Source organism: Citrobacter sp. L55 (assembly GCF_002850715.1).
Classification (GTDB): Bacteria; Pseudomonadota; Gammaproteobacteria; order Enterobacterales; family Enterobacteriaceae; genus Citrobacter; species Citrobacter braakii.
In genome coordinates, this window is sequence record NZ_KZ559404.1 from 269,616 (window position 1) to 282,235 (window position 12,620).

14 protein-coding genes are annotated in these 12,620 nt (G+C 51.4%); 8 read left to right on the forward strand and 6 right to left on the reverse strand.

Annotated elements, in window-relative coordinates; genetic code table 11:
- Positions 1–12: 12 nt before the first annotated feature.
- On the reverse strand, positions 13–1,311 hold the full coding sequence (locus B9P82_RS14850) for a D-amino acid dehydrogenase (protein WP_016156783.1): 1,299 nt from the start codon (positions 1,309–1,311) through the stop codon (positions 13–15).
- Positions 1,312–1,633: 322 nt separating this feature from the next.
- On the opposite strand from B9P82_RS14850, the gene B9P82_RS14855 reads away from it, so the two are divergent.
- On the forward strand, positions 1,634–3,166 hold the full coding sequence (locus B9P82_RS14855; RefSeq protein WP_003833557.1) for a SpoVR family protein: 1,533 nt from the start codon (positions 1,634–1,636) through the stop codon (positions 3,164–3,166).
- Between the two features lie 75 nt (positions 3,167–3,241).
- Here B9P82_RS14855 and fadR read toward each other — a convergent pair whose 3' ends face one another.
- Positions 3,242–3,961 (reverse strand): fatty acid metabolism transcriptional regulator FadR, encoded by a 720-nt coding sequence (fadR, locus tag B9P82_RS14860; protein ID WP_016153370.1) that lies wholly within the window; start codon positions 3,959–3,961, stop codon positions 3,242–3,244.
- Positions 3,962–4,197: 236 nt separating this feature from the next.
- On the opposite strand from fadR, the gene nhaB reads away from it, so the two are divergent.
- The 3 genes from nhaB to B9P82_RS14875 all read left to right on the forward strand — a co-directional run bounded on the left by nhaB (position 4,198) and on the right by B9P82_RS14875 (position 6,866).
- Positions 4,198–5,742 (forward strand): Na(+)/H(+) antiporter NhaB, encoded by a 1,545-nt coding sequence (gene nhaB / locus B9P82_RS14865; RefSeq protein WP_029139569.1) that lies wholly within the window; start codon positions 4,198–4,200, stop codon positions 5,740–5,742.
- 141 nt (positions 5,743–5,883) lie between these two features.
- Entirely contained in the window at positions 5,884–6,414 is a 531-nt protein-coding gene (dsbB, locus tag B9P82_RS14870; protein WP_003844060.1) for a disulfide bond formation protein DsbB, read from the forward strand.
- A gap of 110 nt (positions 6,415–6,524) precedes the next feature.
- Positions 6,525–6,866: a TehB family protein gene (locus tag B9P82_RS14875; protein WP_016153372.1), complete on the forward strand. Its 342-nt coding sequence runs from the start codon at positions 6,525–6,527 to the stop codon at positions 6,864–6,866.
- 29 nt (positions 6,867–6,895) lie between these two features.
- Here B9P82_RS14875 and B9P82_RS14880 read toward each other — a convergent pair whose 3' ends face one another.
- The 3 genes from B9P82_RS14880 to B9P82_RS14890 form a co-directional block, all read right to left on the reverse strand.
- Positions 6,896–7,342, reverse strand: coding sequence for a YcgN family cysteine cluster protein (locus B9P82_RS14880; RefSeq protein WP_016153373.1), 447 nt, complete (start codon positions 7,340–7,342; stop codon positions 6,896–6,898).
- A 92-nt stretch (positions 7,343–7,434) separates the two neighbouring features.
- Entirely contained in the window at positions 7,435–8,094 is a 660-nt protein-coding gene (locus tag B9P82_RS14885) for a fumarylacetoacetate hydrolase family protein (protein WP_016156786.1), read from the reverse strand.
- 69 nt (positions 8,095–8,163) lie between these two features.
- Positions 8,164–8,457 (reverse strand): YcgL domain-containing protein, encoded by a 294-nt coding sequence (locus B9P82_RS14890; RefSeq protein ID WP_016153375.1) that lies wholly within the window; start codon positions 8,455–8,457, stop codon positions 8,164–8,166.
- 126 nt (positions 8,458–8,583) lie between these two features.
- On the opposite strand from B9P82_RS14890, the gene minC reads away from it, so the two are divergent.
- The 3 genes from minC to minE are packed head-to-tail and all read left to right on the forward strand — an operon-like array spanning position 8,584 to position 10,397.
- Positions 8,584–9,291: a septum site-determining protein MinC gene (gene minC, locus B9P82_RS14895; protein ID WP_016153376.1), complete on the forward strand. Its 708-nt coding sequence runs from the start codon at positions 8,584–8,586 to the stop codon at positions 9,289–9,291.
- A 23-nt stretch (positions 9,292–9,314) separates the two neighbouring features.
- On the forward strand, positions 9,315–10,127 hold the full coding sequence (gene minD / locus B9P82_RS14900; protein WP_003020956.1) for a septum site-determining protein MinD: 813 nt from the start codon (positions 9,315–9,317) through the stop codon (positions 10,125–10,127).
- 3 nt (positions 10,128–10,130) lie between these two features.
- A complete protein-coding gene (minE, locus tag B9P82_RS14905; RefSeq protein WP_001185666.1) occupies positions 10,131–10,397 on the forward strand; it encodes a cell division topological specificity factor MinE in 267 nt (88 codons plus the stop codon).
- An 86-nt stretch (positions 10,398–10,483) separates the two neighbouring features.
- On the opposite strand, the gene B9P82_RS14910 is transcribed toward minE, so the two are convergent.
- Positions 10,484–11,401, reverse strand: coding sequence for a LysR family transcriptional regulator (locus tag B9P82_RS14910; RefSeq protein ID WP_101700546.1), 918 nt, complete (start codon positions 11,399–11,401; stop codon positions 10,484–10,486).
- Positions 11,402–11,504: 103 nt separating this feature from the next.
- On the opposite strand from B9P82_RS14910, the gene B9P82_RS14915 reads away from it, so the two are divergent.
- Positions 11,505–12,587: a tartrate dehydrogenase gene (locus B9P82_RS14915; protein ID WP_101700547.1), complete on the forward strand. Its 1,083-nt coding sequence runs from the start codon at positions 11,505–11,507 to the stop codon at positions 12,585–12,587.
- Positions 12,588–12,620: the final 33 nt, after the last annotated feature.

A 12,620-nucleotide genomic window follows, 5' to 3' on the forward strand; every position in this document is an offset into this window, starting at 1 on the left:
CTCACGTCCTTATCAGTTATGTGCGCCATGTAAATGCCGTGGACGAGATGGGGTAAACCCCGGGCTGTAACGCGCCACGCTCAGATCGTCGTAAGGAATGGCTGGTGTGCGGCCAGACAGAATGTCGCTCAGCAACTGACCCGAACCGCAGGCCATGGTCCAGCCCAGCGTGCCGTGGCCGGTATTAAGCAGTAGATTCTTAAAGCGCGTTCGCCCGATCACTGGCGTACCGTCCGGCGTCATCGGACGCAGCCCGGTCCAGAAGGTTGCCTGCTCCACATGCCCACCGCGTGGGAAGAGATCGCGGACGACCATCTCCAGCGTCTCACGACGGGGTTGCAGCAATTCCGTATTGAAGCCGACAATCTCCGCCATGCCGCCAACGCGAATACGGTTATCAAAGCGGGTAATGGCGATTTTGTAGGTTTCATCAAGGATCGTTGAAACCGGCGCGCCGTCATCTTGCGCCACCGGAATGGTCAATGAATAGCCTTTGAGCGGATAGACCGGAATATCAACGATCCCCTTCAGCATCGCCGTAGAGTACGAGCCGAACGCCATTACATAGGCATCGGCTTTGACTATCTCCTCGCCACACTGAACGCCATAAATCTGCTCACCATCGCTCAACAGCTTATCGACCGGAGTATTAAAGCGAAATTTCACACCCGCCTGCTCCGCCATCAGCGCCAGACGCTGGGTAAACAGCTGACAGTCACCCGTTTCGTCATTCGGTAAACGCAGACCGCCGGTCAGCTTGTGTGCCACTTCCGCCAGCGCCGGTTCAACTTCCGCCAGACGGCTTGCTTCCAGGAGCTGATAAGGCACGCCGGCGTCTTCGAGGACGGCGATGTCGCGGGTCGCGTTCTCATACTGTTGAGCGGTACGGAACAGTTGCAACGTTCCGCCCTGGCGTCCTTCGTACTCGATACCGGTAGAGGCGCGTAGCGCTTTCAGGCAATCACGGCTGTATTCCGCCAGTCGCACCATCCGGCCCTTGTTTTCCATGTAATGGCTGGTGTCGCAGTTGCGTAGCATCTGCCACATCCATTTCAACTGGAACTGCGTCCCGTCGAGGCGAACGGCCAGCGGCGCATGGCGCTGAAACATCCATTTAATTGCTTTAAGCGGGACGCCTGGCGCCGCCCAGGGTGCTGCATAACCTGGAGAGATTTGCCCCGCGTTCGCCGCACTGGTTTCCAGTGCCGGACCGGGCTCACGATCAATGACGGTGACTTCGTGTCCAGCCTGACTTAAGTACCAGGCGCTGGTCACGCCAACGACACCACTTCCCAGTATGACAACTCGCATAGCCACTCCGTTAACAGTAAAAGAACAATCATCTAATTACATCTTGATAACTCAGTTGAAAATATTATTCAACATATGGCTTTTTTATGGTGACTTATCTCACATATGGCGGTGATGGCGGGGAACTCCCTGCTTTGGTATCTCCTGCTGTGCGTTATTTTTATCCAGCATAAAATTTTGCGGCCATACCGTTTTTCGACGCCTCGCTAACAAGAAATCGCAAAGAAAAAAATTCAGCCGCAGCACGTTTTTTAACACCATGATCTATGCTTGAAATGAGGTACTCCAGACAGAGAGTGCCGCCAACAATGAGGGTGCGCGAATGGCTACGATTGATTCCATGAACAAGGACAGCACACGGTTAAGCGATGGACCCGACTGGACGTTTGATCTGCTGGATGTCTATCTGGCGGAAATAGACCGCGTGGCGAAACTCTACAGACTGGATACCTACCCGCACCAAATCGAGGTGATCACCTCCGAACAAATGATGGACGCTTACTCCAGCGTCGGGATGCCAATCAACTATCCTCACTGGTCGTTTGGTAAAAAATTTATTGAAACCGAGCGTTTGTATAAGCATGGTCAGCAGGGGCTGGCCTATGAGATTGTTATCAACTCCAATCCGTGTATCGCGTATCTGATGGAGGAGAACACCATCACCATGCAGGCGTTGGTGATGGCGCATGCCTGCTACGGACATAACTCCTTCTTTAAAAACAACTATTTGTTCCGTAGCTGGACGGATGCCAGCTCCATCGTTGATTACCTGATCTTCGCGCGAAACTATATTACCCAGTGTGAAGAGCGTTACGGCGTGGATGAAGTCGAAAAGCTCCTCGACTCCTGTCACGCGCTGATGAACTACGGCGTGGATCGTTACAAACGCCCGCAAAAAATCTCCCTACAGGAAGAGAAAGCCCGACAGAAAAGCCGTGAAGAGTATCTGCAAAGCCAGGTAAATATGTTGTGGCGTACGCTGCCGAAGAAAGAGGAAGAGAAAACCGTTGCGGAAGCCCGACGTTATCCTTCTGAACCGCAGGAGAATCTGCTGTATTTCATGGAGAAGAACGCCCCGCTGCTGGAATCCTGGCAACGCGAAGTGCTGCGCATTGTGCGCAAGGTCAGCCAGTATTTTTATCCGCAGAAACAGACCCAGGTGATGAACGAAGGGTGGGCCACTTTCTGGCATTACACCATCCTTAATCACCTTTATGACGAAGGTAAAGTCACCGAACGGTTTATGCTGGAGTTTTTACATAGCCATACCAACGTGGTATTCCAGCCGCCGTACAACAGCCCGTGGTATAGCGGCATAAACCCCTATGCTCTGGGTTTTGCCATGTTCCAGGATATTAAACGAATTTGTCAGTCGCCTACCGAAGAGGACAAATACTGGTTCCCGGATATAGCGGGTTCTGACTGGCTGGAAACCCTGCATTTCGCGATGCGCGATTTCAAAGATGAGAGCTTTATCAGCCAGTTCCTGTCACCGAAGGTTATGCGTGATTTCCGCCTGTTCACCGTGCTGGATGACGATCGTCATAATTATCTGGAGATTTCCGCGATTCACAACGAGGAAGGATATCGTGAGATCCGCAACAGGCTGTCGTCGCAATATAACCTGAGCAACCTTGAGCCGAATATTCAAATCTGGAATGTCGATCTGCGCGGCGACCGCTCGCTCACCTTGCGCTATATTCCGCATAACCGCGCTCCGCTGGATAAAGGACGCAAAGAGGTGCTCAAGCATGTGCACCGGCTCTGGGGTTTTGACGTGATGCTGGAGCAGCAGAATGAAGACGGCAGTGTGGAACTGCTGGAGCGTTGTCCGCCGAGGATGAACGGTCTGTAAATCTTATTGCCGGATGGCGACGCGAAAACGTCTTATCCGGCCTACAATGCATTTCGTAGGCCGGATAAGGTGCGATTAGCGCCCCTGAATAGCTAAATCGCCCGGCAGGTTTTTCTGCATACGATGCCAAATCTCGCCGCTGTCGTGACCATAGCGACGCACCGTTTCATATACCTGCTCATGAGCACCCTGATCACAAAGTTCTGACAGCTTACGGTAAAAGCTCAGCGCCAGCGCGCGGGCTTCCGGATTGGCGAAATAATGGCGGCCAATGCGGGTATATAATCCCTTCATTCCATTGAGGATCAAACCGTAAATCGGATTGCCAGAGGCAAATGCCAGACCGCGGAAAATGTTGTAGTCCAGATCGGCGAACGCATCAGCATGGTCGGCCACCTGATTTGCCGTTGCCAGAACCTCCTGCGCTTTATCAGGATGCTGGCGAAACGCGGTACGAACAAAGATCGTCGAGATGTTGGTACGCACGGACAGCAGATTATCAATAAGCTGCGGCACGCTCTCGTGATCGAGACGCGCCAGCGTTTCAAGGATATTTAGCCCGGAGGTTTCCCAGAAGTTATTCACCTTCGTCGGCTTGCCGTGTTGAATGGTCAACCAACCGTCCCGCGCCAGACGCTGTAATACCTCGCGTAACGTGGTACGTGTCACTCCAATCAGTTCAGAGAGTTCACGTTCAGCAGGCAAAATAGTGCCAGGTGGGAAGCGGTTATTCCAGATACTTTCAATGATGTACTCTTCCGCGAACCCAGCCGGGCTTTGCGCCTTAATGACCATAGTGATAATTCCATTACACAGCAAAACATAGTTACAGTTATCATACCAGACGGGCTACATGGCTGATAGCTGACGCAATGAAGAAAAAGTGGATCAAGGCTTCATTTTCCAGATTACGCTGAAGCACAGCCAGCCTTGTCCGTCGCGTGAATAGCTTGCCTGTACTCCCTCCTCCCGCTAAGCTTTGCGGTCAAACATAAAAACATGATTTCATTTTTAAAGGTAGGGAAATCACCATGGAGCTATCATGGGGCCGCGCTATGTGGCGCAATTTTTTAGGTCAATCACCTGACTGGTACAAACTTGCACTACTCGTATTCTTAGTCGTTAACCCGGTAATATTTTTCATCAATCCCTTTATTGCGGGCTGGCTGTTGGTAGCCGAGTTCATTTTTACGCTGGCGATGGCGTTAAAATGTTACCCGCTGCTACCAGGCGGGCTGCTAGCCATCGAGGCGGTCATCATCGGCATGACCAGCGCCACACATGTGCGTGAAGAGGTTGCCGCTAACCTTGAGGTGCTGTTGCTGCTGATGTTTATGGTGGCTGGCATCTACTTTATGAAGCAGTTGCTGCTGTTTATTTTCACCCGCCTACTGCTTACGATTCGCTCCAAGATGCTGCTGTCGCTGGCATTTTGCGTTGCCGCCGCCTTCCTTTCTGCATTCCTGGATGCGCTGACCGTCGTTGCCGTGGTAATCAGCGTAGCGGTTGGTTTTTATGGTATTTACCATCGCTTCGCCTCTTCCCGCACGGAAGACAACAATATGCTCGATGATAGCCATATCGATCAGCACAATAAGGTCGTACTGGAGCAGTTCCGTGGTTTTCTGCGCAGCCTGATGATGCATGCGGGTGTCGGTACGGCGTTAGGCGGCGTAATGACTATGGTCGGCGAACCGCAAAACCTGATTATCGCCAAAGCGGCTGGCTGGCATTTTGGTGACTTTTTCCTGCGCATGTCGCCGGTCACCGTCCCGGTGCTGATTTGCGGCCTGTTAACCTGCATGCTGGTTGAGAAATTGCGCTGGTTTGGCTATGGCGAAACGCTGCCGGAGACCGTCCGCGATGTCCTGCAACAGTTTGACGATCAAAGCCGTCAGCAGCGTACTCGTCAGGAAAAAATCAAACTGATTGTCCAGGCGATTATCGGTATCTGGCTGGTGGTTGCCCTGGCCCTGCATCTGGCGGAAGTCGGATTAATCGGTCTGTCCGTCATTATCCTGGCCACGTCGTTGACCGGCGTTACTGACGAACACGCGATTGGTAAAGCGTTTACCGAGTCGCTGCCTTTCACCGCCCTGCTGACCGTGTTCTTCTCTATCGTTGCGGTGATTATCGATCAACAGCTCTTTTCACCGATTATTCAGTTTGTTTTGCAGTCCTCTGAACATGCTCAACTGACGCTGTTCTATCTCTTTAACGGCCTGCTGTCTTCTATCTCTGATAACGTGTTTGTCGGCACTATTTACATTAACGAAGCCAAAGCCGCGTTGGAACATGGGACCATCAGCCTTAACCAATTTGAGCTGTTAGCGGTGGCGATCAATACCGGGACTAACCTGCCTTCCGTTGCTACCCCAAACGGCCAGGCGGCATTCCTGTTCCTGCTGACCTCCGCGCTGGCACCATTGATTCGACTCTCTTATGGCCGCATGGTGTGGATGGCTCTGCCTTATACTCTCGTCCTGACGCTGGTTGGTCTGCTTTGCGTCGAGTTCACGCTTGTTCCGGTGACTGAGTGGATGACCCAGGCGGGCTGGTTAGCTACACTTTCATAACAATTTACCGGGCAAATCACTGCCCGGTTTGACTTTTTGCATGATAATTATCCGATTACTCAAATTTTCAATTCCTGCTAGTGGCGCATAAATTGAATTGGTTTAAACTGCGCTCTCTACGCATGTTGCAGGGAAATTATTATGTTGCGATTTTTAAACCAGTGCTCCCGAGGTCGTGGTGCATGGTTATTGTTGGCGTTAACCGCCTTTGCGCTGGAGCTTGTCGCGCTGTGGTTCCAGCACGTCATGCTGCTAAAACCTTGCGTGTTGTGTATTTACGAACGTAGCGCATTATTTGGCGTGATGGGCGCGGGGCTGGTGGGGGCTATCGCACCAAAAACGCCGCTACGCTATGTGGCGATGATTATCTGGATTTACAGTGCCTGGCGCGGACTGCAGTTAGCTTATGAGCACACCATGATTCAGTTGCACCCATCACCGTTTATGACCTGTGATTTTGCCGCACGCTTCCCGAGCTGGCTGCCGCTGGACAAATGGCTGCCGCAGGTGTTTTTAGCATCCGGTGACTGTGCTGAACGCCAGTGGTCTTTTTTAACCCTGGAAATGCCACAGTGGCTGTTGGGGATCTTCGCCGCTTACCTGGTGGTCGCCGTGCTGGTAGTCATAGCACAGCCGTTTAAACCGAAAAAACGTGACCTCTTCGGTCGCTAACAGAGACGCTCCTTCGGGAGCGTTTTTTTTGCCTTAAATTCATTGCCTGCTGGCATCTATAAGATGTATATTAAATGCATCTTATAGATGCCACACCAAGGAGATGTCTGATGTCCCATTTACGCATCCCGGCAAACTGGAAAGTAAAACGCTCTACTCCCTTCTTTACCAAAGACAACGTCCCGGCAGCACTTCTTTCTCACCATAACACCGCAGCAGGCGTGTTTGGACAGCTCTGCGTAATGGAAGGTACGGTAACGTATTATGGCTTTGCCAATGAAGACGCAAAAGAACCTGAAGTGAAAGTGGTGATTAATGCCGGTCAGTTCGCGACCAGCCCACCGCAGTACTGGCATCGCGTTGAATTAAGCGACGATGCGCAATTCAACATTAACTTCTGGGTGGAAGATGACAACCACTCCGATGAGATGTATCAGGCGAAAAAGTCTTAACCCTTAACGCCTGCTAATCGATGGGCGGCTCAGTCCGCCCATGAAGGTTTGTTCAGGATATGATCCTGCCAGTCACGTACTTCCGATTCTTTCACCGCAATATGACGAACTGAGATACGCTCACCGTGCATCGCCGCTTTTGATCCTGTCAGCAACGGGTGCCACTCCGGTAGCCCTTTTCCTTCTGCGAGCAGACGATAGGCGCAGGTCATAGGCAACCATTCAAAAGTCGGCAGATTATCACGCGTCAGTTTGATGCAGTCAGGCTCGTACTCGAATCGACGTTCGTAATTACGACACTGGCAGGTTTTAATGTTGAGCTGACGACAGGCGACATTGGTAAAGTAGATTTCGTCAGTGTCTTCATCCATCAGCTTATGCAGGCAGCATTGACCGCACCCGTCACATAATGACTCCCACTCGGCATCGGTCATTTCATCAAGGGTTTTACTTTGCCAGAAAGGTATGTCGCTCATCAGGGTTTCCGCTATTGCAATAAAGCTGCACCTTATAACCAGTCTGGCACGCTGATGCAAGTTTTGCCGCCCGAAAAGGCGGCAAGCAGAGATTACAGTACACGGGTTGTTAGCGTTTGACCGTGAAAACTGATGGCCAGTTCGTCGCCGCTGCTTAAAGGTCCCACGCCTGCTGGCGTTCCCGTTAGCACCACATCGCCCGCTTTGAGGGTAAAGAAACGGCTCATATAAGCAATCAAGGGAACGATGTGATGGATCATGTCCGCCGTGGAGCCGTGCTGGCGAGTTTCACCGTTGACCGTTAATCCAAGCATCGTATCCTGCGGGTCGCCGTTAAACTCCGCCACCGGAATAAATCCAGACAGCGGGCAAGAGTTATCAAAACCCTTCGCTTTTTCCCATGGCTGCCCCGCCTTCTTCATTTTGCCCTGAATATCGCGCAGAGTCAGATCCAGCGCGACACCATAACCGGCAATGGCTTTGCGCACATGATCTTCTGTCGCTTGCCGCAGGGTCGCGCCAATCAGCACAGCCAGCTCAACTTCATGGTGGACAGACCCCATATCAGATGGGATCACCAGCGGCTGGCGCAAATCGCACAGCGCGGTTTCCGGTTTAATAAACAGAACCGGTTCTTCCGGGGTAGTTCCACCCATCTCTTTAATATGGTTGGCATAGTTACTCCCTACGCAAACCACCTTACTCACCGGATAATCCAGCAGAGCACCATGCCAGTTGTGATGTTGATACATTACTTTCCCCTAACGTAGTCATAGATTTCAGGTACTGCATCGATGGAACGTGCTGCTGCCCGATGCAGTTTAACGTTTAGCGTCTGGTGTATTTTGTTTTGCCGCTGCCAGATGCTGTTTAAGTAAATCTTCTGGCGGCGGGGGTATTTGTAAATAATAGCCCTGCTCAGTCAGGGCCTGTTTTACTTTTTCAAGATCGGCATTAACTAATTTTTTACGCCCATCAAGCGGTAACATCATTGCCAGCGTCGGCTGACCAAATCCTCTCATCAGTTCTTCAGGAACGCGCGAGAAATCGTCTTTTTTTTCGACATATAAATAGGTCTGGTCACGTTTGCTGCTTCGGTAGATCACACAAAACATATCTTTTACTCTGAATTCACGGAATGGTGGCTTGCCTCAATATAATACTGACTATAACATGCCTTATAGTCTTCGGAATATCACCCCGCGCTGGGGATGATAAATAGCAAATTGAGTAAGGCCAGGATGTCAAACACGCCAATCGAGCTTAAAGGCAGTAGCTTCACCTTATCAGTGGTTCATTTACATGAAGCAGAACCCGAGGTTATTCGTCAGGCGTTGGAAGACAAAATCGCGCAGGCACCGGCTTTTTTAAAACATGCTCCCGTGGTGGTTAACGTGAGTGGTCTTGAAAGCCCGGTAAACTGGTCAGCGCTGCAGAAAGTGGTCGCGTCTACCGGATTGCGCATTATTGGCGTTAGCGGATGCAAAGACGCCAGACTAAAGGCAGAAATCGACGAAATGGGTCTTCCTTTACTGACTGAAGGTAAAGAAAAAGCTATTCGTCCTGCGCCTGTTGAGGTCCCGGCTCCCGTCGCTCCGCCGCAAAACGTTACTCCCATCACAAAAACACGATTAATAAATGTGCCGGTTCGTTCCGGTCAGCGCATTTATGCTCCACAATGTGATCTGATTGTTACAAGCCACGTCAGTGCGGGCGCAGAGCTTATCGCTGATGGCAATATTCATGTTTATGGAATGATGAGAGGCCGTGCGCTGGCAGGTGCAAGCGGCGATCGTGAAGCGCAAATTTTTTGTACCCATCTGACGGCAGAACTGGTGTCTATCGCAGGTGTTTATTGGCTGAGTGATAAAATCCCAGCAGAATTTTATGGCAAAGCGGCCCGTCTGCAATTAGCAGAGAACGCTTTGACAGTTCAACCGTTGAATTGATCCCTTTTTAACAAGGAATTTCTATGGCACGCATTATTGTTGTTACTTCGGGTAAAGGGGGCGTTGGCAAAACCACCTCCAGCGCGGCCATCGCTACAGGTTTGGCCCAGAAGGGAAAGAAAACTGTCGTTATTGATTTTGATATCGGCCTGCGTAACCTCGATCTGATTATGGGTTGTGAACGCCGCGTCGTTTACGACTTCGTCAACGTTATTCAGGGCGATGCGTCGTTAAATCAGGCGTTAATCAAAGATAAGCGTACCGAAAATCTCTTTATTCTTCCGGCCTCACAGACTCGCGATAAAGACGCGCTGACGCGTGAAGGCGTCGCGAAAGTTCTGGACGACCTGAAAACGATGGAATTCGATTTCATCGTCTGCGACTCCCCGGCGGGTATTGAAACCGGCGCGCTGATGGCCCTGTATTTTGCCGATGAAGCGATTATCACCACTAACCCGGAAGTCTCCTCTGTACGTGACTCTGACCGTATTCTGGGTATTCTGGCGTCGAAATCTCGTCGTGCGGAAAACGGTGAAGATCCGATTAAAGAGCATTTGTTGCTGACGCGCTACAACCCTGGCCGCGTAAATAAAGGTGACATGCTGAGCATGGAAGACGTACTGGAAATTCTGCGAATCAAGCTGGTTGGCGTGATTCCTGAAGATCAGTCAGTCCTGCGCGCGTCTAACCAGGGTGAGCCGGTTATTCTCGACATCAATGCTGATGCCGGTAAAGCCTATGCTGATACCGTAGACCGTCTGTTGGGAGAAGAACGTCCTTTCCGCTTCATTGAAGAAGAGAAGAAAGGTTTCCTCAAACGCCTGTTCGGAGGATAAGTTATGGCATTACTGGATTTTTTTCTCTCGCGGAAAAAGAGCACAGCGAACATCGCTAAAGAGCGACTGCAGATTATTGTTGCGGAACGTCGTCGTAGTGACGCCGAGCCACATTATTTACCGCAACTGAGGAAAGATATTCTCGAGGTTATCTGCAAGTATGTACAAATTGATCCCGAAATGGTCACCGTACAGCTTGAACAAAAAGACGGCGATATTTCTATCCTCGAACTTAACGTGACATTACCTGAAGCTGAAGAGTCTAAATAACGGCTTTGCTCAGTGAGTTATAGTTGCAAAAAAGGCAGATTATTCTGCCTTTTTTATTTTCAGTTTCTTGCCTGGCTGTTGCGGATTTATTCCAAAGTAAACTTTGGATACTTTTCGGCAAAATAGCGGCGCAAATACTCAACCGTAATACGGATTTTTGCCGACGTCGCCAGCCGAGAAACATAAACCGCCCATATATTTGCTGGTTGATAATACTCGGGTAATACGTGTACCAGATGTCCACCGGCAATGTTGTCGCAAACGTCCCACCACGAACGCAGGGCAATTCCCTGCCCATCAAGACACCACTGATGTACCACTTCGCCATGATTAGACGACAGAGGCCCCGTAACTTTAATTGAGTGAGCGCCCTCTTTATTACGCATTTGCCAGATGCCAAACGGATGGTCGCGCTCTTTGATAACCAGACAAGGAAAAGTGGAGAGATCGTTGAGTTGCTTCGGCGTCCCATGCTGCGCCACAAATTCCGGCGAGGCGCACAGAATACGGTAGTTAGTCGCCAGCTTGCGGGCAATCAGGTTCGGCGCGATATCATCCCCGATACGAATATCAAGATCGACGCCCTCATTCACCATATCCACCAGGCGGTCTTCAACATCGAACCTCAGTTCTAGCTGCGGGTACGCTTTTGCCAGCGCAGACAGCGCCGGAGCCACCACCCGACGGCCAAAGCCAAAGCTACTAATAATGCGTAGCATCCCCTGCGGGATCTGCCTGGCATCAGACAACTCGTCCATCATCTGATCGACATCCTGCAGGATCCGCTGCGCCCATTCGTAGATCCGCTCCCCCTCTTCCGTGATGGTTACACGCCGCGTTGTCCGGTGCAGCAGCACCACGTTCAGTGTCTGCTCCAGCAGGGCTACTCGCTTACTGATAAAAGCCGGTGATACACCCAGTTCCTCGGCAACGGCGGCAAATCCTGCCCGACGGGCAACCAGCATAAAGACGCGTAAATCATTTAGCAGCGGCAGATTATTCATGATCTGTGTTTTATGTTTCACCAGTTAGGGGGATTAACTCTTAATCAGTCAATTATAGGATAAGGGGAAAGTCAATTTTGATGGCGTACAAGTGAGAGCTGCTATGAAGAAAACCTGTCGTATTGCCGCTATCCCCGGAGATGGCATTGGTAAAGAAGTGCTGCCTGAAGGCATTCATGTGTTACAGGCAGCCGCCGAGCGTTGGGGGTTGTCGTTCAGCTTTGAGCAAATGGAATGGGCGAGCTGCGAGTACTACACCCATCACGGCAAAATGATGCCGGATGACTGGCATGAGCAGTTGCAATCCTTTGATGCTATCTATTTTGGCGCCGTTGGCTGGCCGGATACCGTACCGGACCACATCTCTTTATGGGGCTCGCTGCTTAAGTTTCGCCGCGAATTCGACCAGTACGTCAACCTGCGTCCGGTACGCCTGTTCCCGGGAGTCCCTTGCCCACTGGCGGGCAAGCAGCCAGGCGACATTGATTTCTACGTCGTACGCGAGAACACCGAGGGAGAATACTCTTCTCTCGGCGGACGCGTGAGTGAAGGGACGGAACACGAGGTGGTTATCCAGGAGTCGGTCTTCACCCGTCGCGGCGTAGATCGTATATTGCGTTACGCCTTCGAGCTGGCGCAAAACCGCCCGCGCAAAACCCTGACCTCGGCGACCAAATCCAATGGTCTGGCCATCAGCATGCCTTACTGGGACGAGCGTGTTGAAGCAATGGCGGCTAACTATCCTGAGATCCGTTGGGATAAACAGCATATCGATATACTGTGCGCCCGCTTTGTGATGCAGCCGGAGCGCTTTGACGTTGTGGTTGCTTCCAACCTGTTCGGCGACATCCTCTCCGATCTGGGTCCGGCCTGTACCGGGACGATTGGCATCGCACCTTCTGCCAACTTAAACCCGGAACGCACCTTCCCGTCCCTGTTCGAGCCGGTACATGGTTCGGCTCCCGATATTTACGGAAAAAACATCGCCAACCCGATTGCCACTATCTGGGCTGGCGCCATGATGCTGGACTTCCTTGGCAACGGTGATGCCAACTATAAGGCTGCCCACGACGGTATTCTGGCGGCAATTGAGCACGTTATTGCCAGTGGCCCGAAAACGCCGGATATGAAAGGCAGCGCCACCACGCAACAGGTGGGAGAAGCCATCTGTCAGGCACTACGTTAGAGGTCAAACCACGAAATATGAGCCGCGTCACTG

Excerpts from the sequence above, each read along its gene's own strand:
- minE (WP_001185666.1), top strand. The coding sequence starts at position 10,131 with ATGGCATTACTGGATTTTTTTCTCTCGCGGAAAAAGAGCACAGCGAAC.
- B9P82_RS14880 (WP_016153373.1), bottom strand. The coding sequence starts at position 7,342 with ATGAGCGACATACCTTTCTGGCAAAGTAAAACCCTTGATGAAATGACC.
- B9P82_RS14850 (WP_016156783.1), bottom strand. The coding sequence starts at position 1,311 with ATGCGAGTTGTCATACTGGGAAGTGGTGTCGTTGGCGTGACCAGCGCC.
- minC (WP_016153376.1), top strand. The coding sequence starts at position 8,584 with ATGTCAAACACGCCAATCGAGCTTAAAGGCAGTAGCTTCACCTTATCA.
- dsbB (WP_003844060.1), top strand. The coding sequence starts at position 5,884 with ATGTTGCGATTTTTAAACCAGTGCTCCCGAGGTCGTGGTGCATGGTTA.
- B9P82_RS14910 (WP_101700546.1), bottom strand. The coding sequence starts at position 11,401 with ATGAATAATCTGCCGCTGCTAAATGATTTACGCGTCTTTATGCTGGTT.
- B9P82_RS14890 (WP_016153375.1), bottom strand. The coding sequence starts at position 8,457 with ATGTTTTGTGTGATCTACCGAAGCAGCAAACGTGACCAGACCTATTTA.
- B9P82_RS14915 (WP_101700547.1), top strand. The coding sequence starts at position 11,505 with ATGAAGAAAACCTGTCGTATTGCCGCTATCCCCGGAGATGGCATTGGT.
- fadR (WP_016153370.1), bottom strand. The coding sequence starts at position 3,961 with ATGGTCATTAAGGCGCAAAGCCCGGCTGGGTTCGCGGAAGAGTACATC.
- minD (WP_003020956.1), top strand. The coding sequence starts at position 9,315 with ATGGCACGCATTATTGTTGTTACTTCGGGTAAAGGGGGCGTTGGCAAA.
- nhaB (WP_029139569.1), top strand. The coding sequence starts at position 4,198 with ATGGAGCTATCATGGGGCCGCGCTATGTGGCGCAATTTTTTAGGTCAA.
- B9P82_RS14855 (WP_003833557.1), top strand. The coding sequence starts at position 1,634 with ATGGCTACGATTGATTCCATGAACAAGGACAGCACACGGTTAAGCGAT.
- B9P82_RS14885 (WP_016156786.1), bottom strand. The coding sequence starts at position 8,094 with ATGTATCAACATCACAACTGGCATGGTGCTCTGCTGGATTATCCGGTG.
- B9P82_RS14875 (WP_016153372.1), top strand. The coding sequence starts at position 6,525 with ATGTCCCATTTACGCATCCCGGCAAACTGGAAAGTAAAACGCTCTACT.